Raw genomic sequence first — 15,787 nt, 5'->3', positions numbered from 1 at the left:
GCTGGAAAGAAGGCCTTATTTAAACACGCAAGCGTGGGCTCAAGGCGTGCCGAGAATCTGCACCACCTTGTCGCGCAGCTGGTCGATGCCAAATGGCTTGCCGATCATGTGCATGCCCTCGGGCACCACCACGTTCTCGGCGTAGCCGCTGGCAAACAGCACCGGCAGCAAGGGCCGCAGCTCACGGGCCTTGGCGGCCAGCTCTTCGCCGCGCATGTCGGGCAGGCCGACATCGGTCATCAACAGCGCCAGCGGTTGCTGGGGGTCCTGCAGAATGGTCAGCGCTGCCGAGGCGCTGTCTGCCTCGATGGCCGAGTAGCCCAGTTCGTCGAGCACTTCGACCATCAGCATGCGGACGATGTCGTCGTCTTCGACTACCAGAAGGTGCATGGCAAGGGTCCTGTTTCAGTGGGTTGTCTCTACTCTGTGCTCGGGGCCCTGGCAGAAGTTCCCAAGCTTACCGGCCCACGCAAATAGATGGAACGATTGGCGCACAGTGCCTTCAAATACTGGCTAAATGCCCTGCCAGTACCGCCAAAGCTGGTTAAACTCGCTGTATTCACCGGCCGGTGTGGCGCAGGGCGATTCACACAAGACGTAGCCGCCAACACTGTTCATGGACTTTCTCGCTCGGGCCTCAATCCAATGATTCAAGCAGCCTCGATGGATCAACGCAGCTTTCGCAAGCTGCTCAGCCGCAACGTCGGCCTGCCCCTGGGAGTGGGGCTTCTGGGGGCCGTGGCCTTTGTCGCGGTGATCAACTACCTGCTGTCGGCCATGCAGTGGGTCGAGCACACCGACCGGGTAATCGGCAATGCCAACGAGACGGTCAAGCTGTCGATTGACATGGAAACCGGCATGCGCGGCTTTCTGCTGACCGGCGATGAGCGCTTCCTCGACCCCTACGAGGTGGCCAAGCCGCGCATTTTCAGCAGCCTCGACAGCCTGCGCGAGCTGGTCATCGACAACCCGCCGCAGGTGGACCGCATCGACCGGCTGATTGCCCTGCAGCGCGCCTGGAACGACTTCGGCGGCGAGATGATCAAGCTGCGCCGCAGCCAGGCCGGTTACCAGGAAGCCATCGGCAACGGCCGCGGCAAGCGCATCACCGACGAGATCCGCAAGGAGTTCGACGCCTTCGTCAGCTCCGAGCAGCAACTGCGCATGGCGCGCAATGAAACGGTCAGCACGGTCACGGTAACTGCCATCACCGTGTTCGTGCTGTTCATCGTCACCCTCAGCGCGTTGCTGGCCTACCTGGGCCGGCGCGACCTGCTGTCGTTGTCCAACAGCTATGTCGACAACCTGCAGGCCCAGCAACGCGCCGCCGAGCGCCTGGAACACCAGGCCTGGCTGCGCGCCGGGCAGACCCAGCTGGCCGAACAGGTACTGGGCCAACTGACCCTGCCGATGCTCGGCGACAACATCCTGCGGTTTTTTGCCGGTTACCTGGGCAGTGTGGTCGGTGCCCTGTATGTGCACGATGAGCACGGCAAACTGGTGCGGGTGGCCAGCTATGGCCTGGACACCGAGCATCAGGCCCGCGAGCAGAAGCTGGGCGAGCATGCCGGCCTGTTGGGCCAGGCCGCCATCCAGGGCCGCCTGCTGCGCCTGGACGACCTGCCCGAGGACTACTATCGCCTGAGCTCGGGCCTGGGCAGCGGGCTGCCGCGCAGCGGTTTGCTGGTGCCGGCCAAGGAAGACGGGCGCATCAATGGCGTGCTCGAACTTGGCTTTTTGCGCCCGCTGCAGGAACGTGACGTCGAGTTGATGGAGCGTGTGGCCGAGAACGTGGGTCTTTCCATCGAGAGCGCCCGCTACCGCCAGCGCCTGCAAGAAGTGCTGGCCGAAACCCAGCAGCTCAACGAAGAGCTGCAGGTACAGCAGGAAGAGCTCAAGACCGCCAACGAAGAACTTGAAGAACAGTCCCGGGTGCTCAAGGAATCCCAGGCCTACCTGGAAACCCAGCAGGCCGAGCTTGAGCAGACCAACGAGCAACTGGCCGAGCGCACCGACGCCCTGGACCGCAAGAACAGCGAGCTGAACAACGCCCAGGTAGAGCTTCAGGCCCGCGCCGACGACCTGCAGCGCTCCAGCAAGTACAAGTCCGAGTTCCTCGCCAACATGTCCCACGAGCTGCGCACGCCGCTCAACAGCTCGCTGATCCTGGCCAAGCTGCTGGCCGAAAACGGCGAGGGCAACCTCAGCGCCGAGCAGGTCAAGTTCGCCGAGTCGATTTACTCGGCCGGCAACGACTTGCTCAACCTGATCAACGACATCCTCGACATCGCCAAGGTCGAGGCCGGCAAGCTCGAGGTGCGCCCCGAAACCACGCCGCTGGAGCGCCTGGTAGCGGGGCTTCAGGGCATGTTCCTGCCGCTGGCCCAGGACAAGGGCCTGAACTTTGCCGTGCAGCTGGAGCACCCGCTGCCGGCCACCCTGTACACCGACCGCCAGCGCCTGGAGCAGATCCTCAAGAACCTGTTGTCCAACGCCATCAAGTTCACCGAGCGCGGCCAGGTCAGCCTGCACATCAGCCACCAGGTGGGCCATGGCATCGTCTTCGCCGTGCGCGACACCGGTATCGGCATTGCCGCCGACCAGCACCAGGCGGTGTTCGGCGCCTTCCACCAGGTGGACGGCACCAGCAACCGCCGTTACGGCGGCACCGGCCTGGGGCTGTCGATTTCCCGCGACCTGGCGCACCTGTTGGGCGGGCAGATCAACGTCGACAGCAGCCCGGGCCAGGGCAGCGTGTTCAGCCTGATCCTGCCCGAGCGCTACGAGGCCAGCGGCGAAGCCAGCGAGGTGCTCAGCCTGCGCCCGGCGGTGGACAGCCTGCCGCCGGCACCCAAGGTCGCCGCCCCGGCACGCCACGAGCGGCCGGCCCCGGCGTTCACCGACGACCGCGAGCTGGCGCCGTTCAGCAACCGCTGCATCCTGGTGATCGAGGACGAGCCCAACTTCGCCCGCATTCTGTTCGACCTGGCCCACGAGCTGGGCTACAGCTGCCTGGTGGCCCAGGCCGCCGACGAAGGCTTCGAGCTGGCCGCGCAGTACCTGCCCGATGCCATCCTGCTGGACATGCGCCTGCCCGACCATTCCGGGCTGACCGTGCTGCAGCGCCTGAAAGAGCAGGCCGGCACCCGGCACATTCCGGTGCATATCATTTCGGTGGAAGACCGCGTCGAGGCGGCCATGCACATGGGCGCGGTGGGTTACGCGGTCAAACCCACCAGCCGCGAGGAGCTCAAGGAGGTGTTCGCACGCCTTGAGGCCAAGCTCACGCAAAAGCTCAAGCACATCCTGCTGGTGGAAGACGACGACCTGCAGCGCGAGAGCATCGCCCGCCTGATCGGCGACGACGACGTCGAGATCACCGCCGTGGCCATGGCCCAGGACGCCCTGGAGCTTTTGCGCGACAACATCTACGACTGCATGATCATCGACCTCAAGCTGCCCGACATGCTCGGCAACGAGCTGCTCAAGCGCATGACCGCCGAGGACATCCGCAGCTTCCCGCCGGTGATCGTCTACACCGGGCGCAATCTCACCCGCGAAGAAGAAGCCGACCTGCTCAAGTACTCGCGCTCGATCATCATCAAGGGCGCCCGCTCGCCGGAGCGCCTGCTCGACGAGGTCACACTGTTCCTGCACAAGGTCGAGGCGCAGTTGTCCAACGAGCGCCAGCGCATGCTCAAGACCGCGCGCAGCCGCGACAAGGTGTTCGAAGGGCGCAAGATCCTGCTGGTGGACGACGATGTGCGCAACATCTTCGCCCTCACCAGTGCCCTGGAGCACAAGGGCGCGATCGTCGAGATCGGCCGCAACGGGCGCGAGGCCATCGAGGCGCTGGAAGCCAACGACGACATCGACCTGGTGCTGATGGACGTGATGATGCCGGAAATGGACGGCTACGAAGCCACCCGGCTGATCCGCCAGCAGCCGCGCTGGCGCAAGCTGCCGATCATCGCCGTCACCGCCAAGGCGATGAAGGACGACCAGCAGCGCTGCCTGCAGGCCGGCGCCAACGACTACCTGGCCAAACCGATCGACCTGGACCGCCTGTTCTCGTTGATTCGCGTGTGGCTGCCGCAATTGGAGCGAATTTGACATCTTGACCAGTGAACGCAACACCGACATCGAGATCCGCTTGCTGATCGAGGCCATCTACCTCAAGTACAGCTACGATTTTCGCGACTACTCCGGCGCTTCGATCAAGCGCCGCATCCTGCATGCGCTGCGCCAGTTCGATTGCCGCACGGTAACCGCGCTGCAGGAGCGCGTGCTGCACGACCCGGGCATGTTCATGGAGCTGCTGCAGTACCTGACGATCCCGGTCAGCGAGATGTTCCGCGACCCCGGGCATTTTCTGGCGCTGCGCGAGGAAGTGGTGCCGCTGCTGCGCACCTGGCCGTCGATCAAGGTGTGGATCGCCGGCTGCAGCACCGGCGAGGAGGTGTACTCCATGGCCATCCTGCTGCGCGAGGAAGGGCTGCTGGAGCGCACCATCATCTACGCCACCGACATCAACCCGCATTCGCTGGAGCGCGCCAAGCAGGGCATCTACTCGATGCAAAGCATGCGCGAGTACGAAGACAACTACCGCAAGGCCGGCGGGCGCCGGGATTTTGCCGAGTACTACACCGCCGCCTACGGCAACGCCATCATGGACAGCAGCCTGCGCGACAACGTGACCTTCGCCGACCACAGCCTGGCCACCGACAGCGTGTTCTCCGAAACCCAGCTGGTGTCGTGCCGCAACGTGCTCATCTACTTCAACAAGAACCTGCAGGACCGCGCCCTGGGGCTGTTCCATGAGTCGCTGTGCCACCGCGGCTTTCTGGTGTTGGGCAGCAAGGAATCGGTGGACTTTTCGGCCTACGGCGAGCGCTTCGAGCCGTTGGTAAAACCCGAACGGATCTACCGCAAATCATGAGCGGCCTGCGCGCAGTGGTTATCGGCGCCTCGGCGGGCGGCGTTACCGCGCTGTTCAGCGTGCTCGGCGCGCTGCCCGACAGCTTCAGGCTGCCGGTGTTGTGCGTGCTGCACCTGCCTGACCATCGCCACAGCCAGCTCGCTGAAGTGTTGCAGCGGCGCCTGCAGCGCCCGGTGCGCGAAGCGCAGGACAAGGCACGTATCGAGGATGGCGTGGTCTATGTGGCCGGGCCTGGTTATCACTTGTCGGTGGAGCGGGACTTCACGCTTTCGCTCAGCCAGGAGGAACCGGTGCATTTCTCGCGCCCGGCCATCGATTATCTGTTCGAGTCAGCCGCCGACACCTACGGCGCCGGCCTGCTCGGCGTGTTGCTGACCGGGGCCAATGAAGACGGTGCCCGGGGCCTTTTGCAGATCAAACAAAACGGGGGCCGGACCGTGGTCCAGGACCCCCGTGACGCACAGGTCGCGCTGATGCCGGAGGCCGCACTGGCCCTGCACAATCCCGACCATATTCTTTCCCTGAGCGGTATCGGGCAGTTGCTCGCCACCCTGGAACCCAGTGCATGCCAAGCCAAACAATCGCCAAACTGCTGATCGTCGACGACCTGCCGGAGAACCTGCTGGCCCTCGACGCCCTGATCCAGGGCCCGGACCGCGAGGTGTACCCGGCCCAGTCGGCGGAACAGGCGCTGGCGCTGTTACTCGAACACGAGTTCGCCCTGGCCATTCTCGACGTGCAGATGCCGGGCATGAACGGTTTCGAGCTGGCCGAGCTGATGCGCGGCATGGTAAAGACCCGCAGCATCCCCATCGTCTTCGTCAGCGCCGCCGGGCGCGAGATGAACTACGCGTTCAAGGGCTACGAAAGCGGCGCGGTGGACTTCTTGCACAAACCGTTGGATACCCTGGCGGTGAAAAGCAAGGTGTCGGTGTTCGTCGACCTGTTCTGCCAGCGCAAGGCCCTCGACCGCCAGTTGCAGGCGCTGGAAAGCAGCCGCGCCGAGCAGGAGCAGTTGCTGGGCCAGTTGCAGGTGGCGCGCGGCGAGCTGGAGCGCGCGGTACGCATGCGCGACGACTTCATGTCGATCGTCTCCCACGAAGTGCGCACCCCGCTCAATGGCTTGATCCTCGAAGCCCAGCTGCGGCGCATGCACCTGAACCGCGGCAACCTGGCAGCGTTCAGCGAAGACAAGCTCAAGGCCATGGTCGAGCGTGATGAGCGGCAGATCAACAGCCTGATCCGCCTGGTCGAGGACATGCTCGACGTATCGCGCATCCGCACCGGCAAGCTGTCGATCCGGCCCAAGGCCTTCGATTTGGTCGCTCTGGTCAACGGCCTGGTGGAAAACTTCGCCGCCCAGGCCGACGCGCTGGACACCTATATCGAGCTGGAGCACTGCCAGGCGCTGCAAGGGGAGTGGGACGAGTTTCGCATTGAGCAGGTGCTGGCCAACTTGCTGTCCAATGCCTTGCGCTACGGCGAGCGCAAGCCGGTGCAGGTGCGGGTGTTCGAGGAAGGCGCCATGGCCTGCGTGCAGGTGCAGGACGCCGGCATCGGCATCGACAGCCAGAACCAGCGGCGCATCTTCCAGCAGTTCGAGCGCGTCGCTGCCCAGCAAGCCAGTGGCGGGTTGGGGTTGGGGCTGTATATTTCCGAGCAGATCGTGCTGGCCCACGGCGGGCGCATCGAGGTGCACAGCGCCGCAGGGCAGGGCGCCACGTTCAGCGTGTACCTGCCGCTGCCGGTGGTGGTGCAACAAAGCGACCAGACGCAGGCAACCTCTGCGTAGGCCTGGGGTCTGATAGCCATCCTGTTGAATTTGAAGGCGTTGTCATGAGTGAAGATGCACAAGATGTGGTGTTGGTGGTCGAGGACGAACCGGCCATTCGCATGATTCTGCGCGATTACCTGGCCGGCGAGGGTTACCACGTGCTGGTGGCCGAGGACGGCGAAGAGGCGTTCGCGATCCTGGCCAGCAAGCCGCACCTGGACCTGATGGTCACCGATTTTCGCCTGCCGGGCGGTATTTCCGGGGTGGAGATCGCCGAGCCTGCGGTGAAGCTGCGCCCGGATTTGAAAGTGATCTTCATCAGCGGCTACCCGGCCGAGATCCTCGAGTCCGGCAGCCCCATCGCCCGCCGCGCGCCGATCCTGGCCAAACCGTTCGACCTCGACACCCTGCACGAGCAGATCCAGGCGTTGCTGCGCTGAAGGGGCGGCCTGTACGTAACCTGTAGGAGCGGCCTTGTGTCGCGAAAGGGCCGCAAAGCGGCCCCGGCGATCTTGCATGATGCGCAAATCCTGGGGCTGCTATGCAGCCCTTTCGCGACACAAGGCCGCTCCTACAGGTGCAGCGCTGGATTCAGGCTTTGCACGATCCTGTGGGAGCGGGCTTGCCGGAGTGCCGGACCACCGCGAACACCGGCAAAGCCGGTGCCAGCCACCGCGCTGCCTGCTTCGCGGCTAAAGCCGCTCCCACAGGAATCACTCCCGCTTCTAGATTTTCAGCAAGACAGTTGCTCCTACAGGGCGTTTTCCTGCCGGCCTAGGCCACCCGCTCCAGCACATCCAGCAACTCGACGAACTCCTGCGTCAGCCGGTGCTTCGGCGCCAGGTGCACCAGCGGCACCGCCGCCTCGTGCGACTCGCGCATCTTGATCGAACTGCTCAGGTACACCGGCAGCACCGGCAGCCCCTCGCCACGCAACTGCTCCACCAGGGTCTGGTGCAGGGCGGTGCGGCCGGCGAACTGGTTCACCACCACCCCCTCAACCTGCAACGCTGCGTTGTGGTCCTGGCGCAGTTCTTCCACTTCGGCCATCACCGCATGCAGCGCCTGGCGCGAGAAGCTGTCGCAGTCGTAGGGGATGAGCAGCCGCTCGGCCGCCACCAGCGCGCTGAAGGTGTAGAAATTCAGCGCCGGCGGGGTGTCGATGTAGATCCGCTCGTAGTCCGCCGACAGCTCCACCAGCAGCTTGCGCAGCTTGTTGATCTTGTACTTGCTTTCCAGTTTGCCCTGCAGGTCGGCAAGGTCGGGGCTGGCGGTGACCAGGTGCAGGTTGGCGTAGCGGGTTTCGGTGATCGCCACGCGGTGCTTCTTGCCGGTGGCCGGGTTGGGCGCCAGGGTCTGGCGGAAGAAGTCGGCAATACCGGACGGTATCGCCTCGCCGGTGAAACCGGTGAGGTAGTAGGTGGCGTTGGCCTGCGGGTCGAGGTCCACCAGCAGGGTGCGATAGCCCTCGGCGGCACTGGCAGCGGCAAGGTTGCAGGCGATACTGGACTTGCCGACACCACCTTTCTGGTTGAACACGACGCGACGCATGGTTTGGTCATCCCTGATGAAAAATGTCAGATCGAGGTCAATCCTATGACCGCAACATGACAGTTTTAAGACAAGGCTTGTTACAAGTCACGCGCAGGTGCCGTGCCAGAGCGGTTTTGTTCTATGCTCGCGGTTTCATTCAGTGCAAGGAGGCCGCCATGGGCATGCGAGGCAAGGACCGCCAGGTCGACAACATCGAGTTCAACGTGGCTGATATCGCCCGTAGCAAGGCGTTCTACGGTCAGGTATTCGGCTGGGCCTTCACCGACTACGGGCCGACCTACAGCGAATTCAGCGACGGCCGCCTCACCGGCGGGTTCACCACCGGCGAGCCGGTGCGCCCGGGCGGGCCGCTGGTCATTGTGTATGCCGACGACCTGGCTGCAACCCAGCGCCGCGTCGAAGCGGCAGGGGCGCGCATCAGCCGGGCCGTGTTCGCCTTCCCGGGCGGGCGGCGCTTTCACTTCATCGACCCGGACGGCTACGAGCTGGCGGTGTGGTCAGCCGCTTGACGATGCCTGGGCAACTGCCGGGTTGATGCGCCAGGGCTGTTTCAGCGGGCCTGGTCCATACCTTCGAGCTCGACGTTTACCTCACGCATGCGCTGCTCGACGATGGCCTGCACCTTCGGGTCGTTGGCGCTTTCGCGCATCAGCCCGGTGAGCTTCTCGCCCAGGCGTTTGCCTTCGTCGGTGTCTTCAAGTGCCTTGGCCTTGGCCGGGTCGCGGGTGGCCTCGATGATCAGGGCGAACTCCTGGTCGTTGAAGTTTTTCTCGCTGTACAGGCGGTACAGGTCCTGGCGCTGGTCCTCGACGGTGAGGTGCTTGCGCAGCACTTCGCGAATCTGTTCTTCCGGGACCTGGCGGTGGGTCATGGCCAGCAGCTTGGCCATGCGCTCGATGTTGTGGTCGTAGGCTTCCTGCAACGGCAGGCTGGCGACGATCTGTTGTTCGCGGCTGGGTTTCTGGTCGCAGGCGGTCAGGGCGGTGAGCAGCAGCAGGGGCAGCAGGTGTTTACGCAGAACAAGCATGGGGTAGGGGCCTTGGGCACGGTTCAGGTCGGGGAGTGTACTGGGAAGCGTCACTGTGGGGAATTCTATGGGAGCGGGCTTGCCCCGCGATGGGGGCGGGCCTGCAACCAACCTGATTGCTGCTGGCCTCATCGCGGGGCAAGCCCGCTCCCACGTGAGTCAGCCTAGAAAAACTATCTTGTTTCATGGCTTTTCAAGGCGCAATCTGTGCTGGCTGCTAAAAGCACGGAAAAGAAAATCTAGCCATGACCACCCCAGCCTACCTCAACGCCCTGCGCGCCTTCGAAGCCGCCGCGCGGCACCGCAGTTTCTCGGCCGCGGCCCAGGAGCTGAACGTCACCCCGGCAGCCGTCGGCCAGCAGGTACGCAACCTGGAAAACTGGCTGGGCACCGCCTTGTTCACCCGCGCCGGCAGCGGTTCGGCACGCCTGGAACTGACCGACGCCGCGCGTGCGGCACTGCCCGATATCCGCGACGGCTTCGACCGCCTGACCCTGGGCCTGGCCCGGCTCAAGGAGGCAGGGGCGCGCACCGGCCTTACCGTCAGCGTCAGCCCGGCGTTCGCCTCCAAGTGGCTGCTACCGCGCATCGAACGTTTTCAGCAGGCCTGCCCGGAGCTGGATGTGCTGCTTGATACCAACGCCCGCCCGGTGGACTTTCACGCCGAACGCATCGACGTGGGGGTGCGCTACGGCGCCGGCAAATGGCCGGGGCTGGTGGCCGAGCACCTGCTCGACGAGGTCATGTTCCCGGTCTGTGCGCCGGGTTTTCCGGGGCTTGTGGGCGGCATGCTGAGCCCTGAGACGCTGGCCGCGAGCACCTTGATCCACGACTTGTCGATGGCCGACTCCCCCGACTACCCCACCTGGCGCATGTGGCTGGATGCCTCCGGCCATACCGCGATCAAGGCCAGCGCCGGGTTGCGCATCAACAATTCTGCGGCGGTGTTGCAGGCGGCCATGGAGGGCCAGGGCCTGGCCCTGGCGCGCAGCGTGATGGTGCGTGACGACCTGGCGGCCGGGCGACTGATCCGCCCGTTCGCCGACAAGGGGCTGGACTGCCCGCTGACCCAGGCCTACTACGTGGTCTATCGCCCGGAATGCGCAGCGCTGGCCAAGGTCAAGGCGTTCCGCCAGTGGCTGCACGACGAGGCCCGCGCTACACCAGCAGCGCCGACCACGCCGACACCAGCAGAACCCCCGCCAGGCTCTGGTTGAACAGCCGCAGCGCCCTGGACGAACGCAGCCAGCGGGCGCTGCCGGCCCCGAGCAAGGCCCACACCGCCATGCACGGCACCGCCACCAGCAGAAACACCAGCGCCAGGCGCCACACCGGCAGCAGCGGGGTGGCGAACACGCCGATCACCGCCACCGCCATCAGCCACACCTTGGGGTTGACCAGTTGCAAGGTGGCCGCGCTCCAGGCGCTGAAGCCACCGGCATTGCCCGTCTGCAGCGGCTCGCCGGCGGCGCGCAGCATGCGCCAGGCCAGCCAGCTGAGCCACAGCACCCCGGCCCAGCTCATCAGTTGTTGGGCCAGCGGGTGGCGCAACAGCACTTCGCCCAGGCCCAGCCCCACCAGCAGCACGATGGCCGCCGCCGCGCCGCAGGCGGCCAGCATTGGCGCCAGGCTGGCACGCAGGCCGTGGTGGGCTCCCTGGGCGAGGATCAGCAGGTTGGTCGGCCCGGGACTGATGCTTGAGGCAAGGGCGAACAACAAAAAGGGCAGCAAGGTGTGCGACATGGTCAAGGCTCCGATGGATCGAAGCGCCATGTTGGCCGGTGCCGCCGGCTCAGTCTGGAAGGTTTGAGCAGCGCCTGCGGTAGTCCGCCGGGGTCAGCCGGAACGCCCGGCGGAACCAGCGCCCCAGGTGGCTCTGGTCGGCAAAGCCCAGGGCCATGGCCACCTGCGACGGCGTCTGGCCGCGGGCCAGCAACTGCCGTGCCCGGGCCAGGCGCAGCTGGATCAGGTAGGCGTGCGGTGCCAGGCCGAACGCGGCCTTGAAGGCCCGGGTCAGGCGAAAGCGATCGACACCGCACACCCGCGCCAGGTCTTCCAGGCCGATGTCCTGGTCCAGGTGCGCATGCAGGTAGTCGCGGGCCACCTGGGCGGTCAGCGGCAGGCGTGGGTCCGGGTCCAGGCGTTTGCGCCACTGCAGGTGGCCGGTGAGGCAGGCCAGCAGGTCGTCCAGCGCGGTCTGGCGAACGATGCGCAGCTCTTGCTGGTGCACCGACTGGAAGGCGCGCACCGTCGCCCCGGCCAACCGCGCATCGCAGTGCAGGGTGGCGGCGAAGCTGGGCAACGCGCCTGAGGGGGCGTGCTCGAACAGCGCACGCAGTTCGGCCTCAAGCCACAGCGCGTCGAGGTACAGGGTGGAGTAGGTGAAGCCTTCGTCGGTGGGCGCCAGGCCGTCGTGCAGGTCGCCAGGCTCGAGCAGGAACACCTGGCCGGGTGTGCTCTGGTGGCGCACCCGGCGGCAGTTGAACTGCTGCACGCCTTGCTCGGTGACACCGACCAGGAAGCTGTCGTGCCAGTGCGGGTCGTAGGCATGGCCGGTGAAATGCGCGCGGACCGACTCGATGCCGGTGTCGGCGTCCTGTCTGAGGTCGATCCAGTGGCTCATGGCGGCGGGTGTCGTAGGTGGAAAGTGACTACCTTAACCCAGCTTGGCGGGCAGGTCTGGAACGAATGTGCACGCCGACGGCAACCTGTGAGTGAACGCCGCGCGGCGTGGCACCGGCTGCGCCGGTGTTCGCTACAGGGATCGCGCCAAGCCCGAACTCGGCGCGGTACCTGTAGGAGCCGGCTTGCCGGCGAACACCGGCGCAGCCGGTGCCAGGCACGCGTCAGCGCCAAACCAAAGGATCGGTCAGAACCGCAGGTCCATCGCCACTTCGAAGGTCCGTGGCGCACCCATGTAGTACTGGGTGTTGTAGGCCTGCTTGGCATACACCTGGTCGGTGAGGTTGCGCACCCGCGCGGTGAGCGTGGTGTGGCTGTCCAGGCGGTAGCGGGCAAAGGCGCCGAACAGGGTATAGGCCGGGGCTTTCAGGGTGTTGGCGTTGTCGGCGTAGACCGAATCGACGTAGCGCGCATCGACCCCGGCCGACCAATCAGTCGTGAAGCTATAGGTCAGCCACAGGTTGCCGACATTGGCCGGCACGTTCACCGGGGCATTGCCCTTGCGCGACACCGACACGCCGTTGACCGCCTCGTTGAAGGCATCGTAACGGGCCTGGACGTAGGCGTAGTTGGCCTCGGCCAGCAGCTTTGGCGTGACCTGCAGACGCCCGGCCAGTTCGAGACCGCGCGACGTCTGCTGGCCGGCCTGCACGCTCTGGTTGGGGTTGCTGGTATCGGCCACGGCAAAGTCCTTGCGCACGATGCGGTACAGCGCGACGGTGCCCGCGCCACGGCCGTCGAGGAAGTCGAACTTGCTGCCGGCCTCCCACTGCTCGCCCTTGGACAAATCGAACAGGCCGACGTTGGAGTAGGTGGCCGCCGCCAGGGAGCCGGCGGGCAGGTCGGCGGCGGTGCTGTACTGCACATACAGGCTGGCCGATGGGGTGAGTGTGTAGGTCAGGCCGGCGCGCCCGGACAGCGGCTCCCAGCGCCGTTCGAAGTAAGCCGGTGCGGTGGCGCTGACGGGGCCGTAGTTGGTCACCTGCATGTCCAGGTAGTCGTAGCGCAGCGCGGTCAGCAGGGCCAGGCGGTCGGTCAGCTCCAGGCGGTTCTCGGCGAACAGTGCGCGGTTGCTGGTTTCGTGGCGGCGCTGCTTCTTCAAGCCGCCGTTCACCCCGGGGATGTCGTCGAAGCTGCCAGGGTCGAAGTGCTCGGGGTCCACCGTGTCGCTCCAGTTGCCGGAGGTGGGGTAGAGGCTCTGGCGCATGTGCGACCAGTCCAGCCCCAGCGACCATTGGCTGGCCAGGCCGAACAGGTGATTGTCGTGGCGCAGCTCGATGCGCTCGCCCAGCACGCTCTGCTGGTGGCGCTGCAGGTAGGGGCCGGAGCGCACCACGTCGCCTGCGCCGTTGTAGCGGTAGCGTTCGAGGTTGCGGTAGTCGCGCTGGGCCTCGTACTGGTACAGCGTGCTGTGCAGGCTGGTGCTGTCGCTGACCTGGTAGTCGAGCATCGAGCGCAGCCAGCGCACGCGCTGTTCATAGCGCCCGTCGGCGACGTTGTAGTTCTCGAAGCGCCGGCTTTTGTCGATTTTCATGGTGCTGCGCCCGGGCAGGATCGGCGAGCCCCAGTAGGGGCTGTCTTCGCGGTCCTCCTGGTACTCGATGGCCAGGGTGTGGGTGAGCGCCGGGGTGAGGTCGCTGAGCAGCGAGAAGGCCAGGGTGTCGCTTTCGCGCCGGTTGCGGTCGATATAGCCGTCGCCCTGGCTGTGGCTGAAGTCCAGGCGGGCGAAATGGCGCGCATCGGCGGGGTTGCTGGCCAGTGCCTGGTTGATGCCGAAGGCGTATTCACTGTCGTCGTAGCTGGCGTAGCGCAGGCGCGCGTCGACGGTTTGCGTGTCGCGGCTGGCGAGCTTGCTGATGTAGTTGATCGAGCCGCCGACGGCGCCGGCGCCGTGCAGGAACGACGACGGGCCGCCCAGCAACTCGACGCGGTCGATCACCCAGGCGTCCACCGGCCGGGTGGCGCTGCTGTAGCCAAGGTTGATGCCGTTGTACAGCTGGGTCACCTGGTTCTGGGTGAAGCCGCGGTAGGTGACGAAGCCGCCGTAACCGGGGTTGGCCGAGGCGTTGACGCCGGTCATGGCGTTGATGATGTCCTGGGTGTCCTTGGCATCGCGCTGCTCGATCACGCGGCGGTCCGAGACGCTGACCGAGGCGGGTGTCTGGCGGGCGCTCAGGCCCAGGCGCGAGCCGGTTTCGATCGGCGTATCCAGTTGCACGCCAGAGGGCGCTTCGCGTTCACCGTCGACGGTGGTGGCGGTCAGTTCGACTGGGGCGCTTTGCGCCCAGGCACAGCTGCTGGTGGCGCTCATCATGAGCACCAGGGAGGTGTTGCGGATCATCGTGCGGGTTCCACGCAAGGGTCATGGCAAGCCTGGCCCTGGGCGCGCAGAGGCACCTGCCGGGGTCAGGCCAGGGTGTTTGCTGCGGGGAACCGGTGTGGCGGGGCGCGAGGGTTGATGCTGTGGCGCAGGTAGCGTGGCGGCGGTTGCGCCCAACTACGCGTGACGATGGGTGAGGGCGCCTTGCCCAGGCTTTGGCTGAACGACCAGCCGTGGCTGGCAAGTGGCACGGCCAGGGCGAACGATGAGCACACCGGGCAGTCGAGCTGGGCCATGTGCTGGTCGCTGCCGCTGGGGGCCAGGTCGATTGCACTTGGGCCGTGGCTGCTGTCGAGTGCGCAGAAACCGCCTTGCAGGCCAGACAGGCTCAGGCCGGACATTTGCCCGTGGTGCAGGCCGCACAGCATCAGGCTGAACAGCACGCTGGCGTATAGCGCCCAGGCGGTCAGCGTGCGGGTTTGGCGGGTGGGTTTCATGGCCGGGGAATCTAGCATTCGGCCACGTCGAGGGCAGGTGTGGTGGATTGTCGCAGGGCGATGTTGTTGGGCCTGTGCAAAATGAAAAGCCCACACTGCATATGTGATCGTACAACCGCATGCGCTATGATGACGCCTGTCTATCACTACCAAATGTACAGGGCATGACAGAGCAGCAGGCACAGCCACGCACCCGCCGCAAACCCCGCAGCCTGGCGCAGGAACTGGTCACGGTGCTGACCGAACGCATCCGCAGCGGCCAGCTCAAGCGCGGCGACAAGCTCCCGACCGAATCGCAGATCATGGTCGAGGAGGGTGTCAGCCGCACGGTGGTGCGCGAGGCCATCTCGCGCCTGCAGGCTGCAGGCCAGGTCGAGACCCGCCACGGCATCGGCACCTTCGTGCTGGATGCGCCGTCCACCGGCGGTTTTCGTATCGACCCGGCGACCATCGTCACCTTGCGTGAGGTGCTGTCGGTGCTCGAGCTGCGCATCGCCCTGGAAATCGAATCCGCAGGCCTTGCCGCACTGCGCCGCGACGACGAGCAGTTGGCCGGCATGCGCGCTGCGCTGGACGAGCTCAACGAGGGCGCGGCGCATGCTTCGGACGCGGTGTCGGCGGACTTCCAGTTCCACCTGCGCATCGCCCAGGCCAGCGGCAACCACTACTTCGCCGATATCATCCACCACCTGGGCACCAGCATCATCCCGCGCACCCGGCTCAATTCTGCGCGCCTGGCCCATGACGACCAGGCCCACTACATGGGCCGGCTGATGCACGAGCACGAAGCGATCTTCGAAGCCATTGCTCGGCGTGACAGCGAAGGGGCGAAAATGGCCATGCGCCTGCACCTGAGCAACAGCCGCGAGCGCCTGCGCCAGGCCCATGAAGAGGCCGAGGCGCAGGGCGTCTGACACCTGCGCCGGCCTCTTCGCGGGTAAACCCGCTCCCACAGGGATTGCATCAGCTTCTGTAGGAGCCGGCTTGCCGGCGA

At 65.7% G+C, this 15,787-nt stretch carries 15 protein-coding genes; 8 read left to right on the top strand and 7 right to left on the bottom strand.

What is annotated here, in order from left to right; translation table 11 throughout:
- Positions 1 to 39 precede the first annotated feature (39 nt).
- The gene (locus ACI2KK_RS06920) at positions 40 to 390 is read right to left on the bottom strand and encodes a response regulator (RefSeq protein ID WP_217838857.1); all 351 of its coding nucleotides are present in this window, start codon (positions 388 to 390) and stop codon (positions 40 to 42) included.
- 255 nt (positions 391 to 645) lie between these two features.
- Between ACI2KK_RS06920 and ACI2KK_RS06915 the strand changes: the two genes are divergently transcribed.
- Genes ACI2KK_RS06915 through ACI2KK_RS06895 form a run of 5 tightly spaced genes read left to right on the top strand, consistent with a single transcriptional unit; the run spans position 646 to position 7,153 of the window.
- Complete coding sequence (locus tag ACI2KK_RS06915; protein ID WP_404668376.1) at positions 646 to 4,113, top strand: response regulator; 3,468 nt, start codon at positions 646 to 648, stop codon at positions 4,111 to 4,113.
- A gap of 4 nt (positions 4,114 to 4,117) precedes the next feature.
- Positions 4,118 to 4,939: a protein-glutamate O-methyltransferase CheR gene (locus tag ACI2KK_RS06910; RefSeq protein WP_369990987.1), complete on the top strand. Its 822-nt coding sequence runs from the start codon at positions 4,118 to 4,120 to the stop codon at positions 4,937 to 4,939.
- Positions 4,936 to 5,535: a chemotaxis protein CheB gene (locus ACI2KK_RS06905; RefSeq protein WP_404668375.1), complete on the top strand. Its 600-nt coding sequence runs from the start codon at positions 4,936 to 4,938 to the stop codon at positions 5,533 to 5,535. Before ACI2KK_RS06910 ends, ACI2KK_RS06905 begins: the two co-directional genes overlap by 4 nt.
- Positions 5,505 to 6,731 (top strand): ATP-binding protein, encoded by a 1,227-nt coding sequence (locus tag ACI2KK_RS06900; protein ID WP_404668374.1) that lies wholly within the window; start codon positions 5,505 to 5,507, stop codon positions 6,729 to 6,731. Before ACI2KK_RS06905 ends, ACI2KK_RS06900 begins: the two co-directional genes overlap by 31 nt.
- Positions 6,732 to 6,775: 44 nt before the next feature.
- Positions 6,776 to 7,153 (top strand): response regulator, encoded by a 378-nt coding sequence (locus tag ACI2KK_RS06895; protein ID WP_217838852.1) that lies wholly within the window; start codon positions 6,776 to 6,778, stop codon positions 7,151 to 7,153.
- A gap of 334 nt (positions 7,154 to 7,487) precedes the next feature.
- Here ACI2KK_RS06895 and ACI2KK_RS06890 read toward each other — a convergent pair whose 3' ends face one another.
- Positions 7,488 to 8,264 (bottom strand): ParA family protein, encoded by a 777-nt coding sequence (locus tag ACI2KK_RS06890; protein ID WP_404668373.1) that lies wholly within the window; start codon positions 8,262 to 8,264, stop codon positions 7,488 to 7,490.
- Between the two features lie 158 nt (positions 8,265 to 8,422).
- Here ACI2KK_RS06890 and ACI2KK_RS06885 point away from each other — a divergent pair, with 158 nt between their 5' ends.
- Complete coding sequence (locus ACI2KK_RS06885) at positions 8,423 to 8,776, top strand: VOC family protein (RefSeq protein WP_404668372.1); 354 nt, start codon at positions 8,423 to 8,425, stop codon at positions 8,774 to 8,776.
- Positions 8,777 to 8,817: 41 nt separating this feature from the next.
- Here the strand turns inward: ACI2KK_RS06885 and ACI2KK_RS06880 are convergent, their stop codons facing one another.
- Entirely contained in the window at positions 8,818 to 9,294 is a 477-nt protein-coding gene (locus ACI2KK_RS06880) for a hypothetical protein (protein ID WP_404668371.1), read from the bottom strand.
- Between the two features lie 245 nt (positions 9,295 to 9,539).
- On the opposite strand from ACI2KK_RS06880, the gene gcvA reads away from it, so the two are divergent.
- Positions 9,540 to 10,511 carry a transcriptional regulator GcvA gene (gene gcvA / locus ACI2KK_RS06875; protein WP_404668370.1) on the top strand — a complete coding sequence of 324 codons (972 nt, stop codon included), beginning with the start codon at positions 9,540 to 9,542 and terminating at the stop codon, positions 10,509 to 10,511.
- Here the strand turns inward: gcvA and ACI2KK_RS06870 are convergent.
- The 4 genes from ACI2KK_RS06870 to ACI2KK_RS06855 all read right to left on the bottom strand — a co-directional run bounded on the left by ACI2KK_RS06870 (position 10,453) and on the right by ACI2KK_RS06855 (position 14,793).
- Positions 10,453 to 11,037, bottom strand: coding sequence for a LysE family translocator (locus ACI2KK_RS06870; protein ID WP_404668369.1), 585 nt, complete (start codon positions 11,035 to 11,037; stop codon positions 10,453 to 10,455). The genes gcvA and ACI2KK_RS06870 overlap by 59 nt on opposite strands.
- 49 nt (positions 11,038 to 11,086) lie before the next feature.
- Positions 11,087 to 11,917 (bottom strand): AraC family ligand binding domain-containing protein, encoded by an 831-nt coding sequence (locus tag ACI2KK_RS06865; protein ID WP_404668368.1) that lies wholly within the window; start codon positions 11,915 to 11,917, stop codon positions 11,087 to 11,089.
- Positions 11,918 to 12,163: 246 nt separating this feature from the next.
- Positions 12,164 to 14,317, bottom strand: coding sequence for a TonB-dependent receptor (locus ACI2KK_RS06860; protein WP_404668367.1), 2,154 nt, complete (start codon positions 14,315 to 14,317; stop codon positions 12,164 to 12,166).
- Between the two features lie 65 nt (positions 14,318 to 14,382).
- Positions 14,383 to 14,793, bottom strand: a complete 411-nt coding sequence (locus ACI2KK_RS06855; protein WP_404668366.1) for a DUF2946 family protein — start codon at positions 14,791 to 14,793, stop codon at positions 14,383 to 14,385.
- A 164-nt stretch (positions 14,794 to 14,957) separates the two neighbouring features.
- Between ACI2KK_RS06855 and ACI2KK_RS06850 the strand changes: the two genes are divergently transcribed.
- Positions 14,958 to 15,707, top strand: coding sequence for a FadR/GntR family transcriptional regulator (locus tag ACI2KK_RS06850; protein ID WP_369990997.1), 750 nt, complete (start codon positions 14,958 to 14,960; stop codon positions 15,705 to 15,707).
- Positions 15,708 to 15,787: the final 80 nt, after the last annotated feature.

The sequence above is a fragment of the Pseudomonas sp. NPDC089406 genome (assembly GCF_044900265.1).
GTDB classification, from domain to species: Bacteria; Pseudomonadota; Gammaproteobacteria; order Pseudomonadales; family Pseudomonadaceae; genus Aquipseudomonas; species Aquipseudomonas fakonensis.
This window is presented reverse-complemented; position numbering and strand designations above follow the sequence as displayed.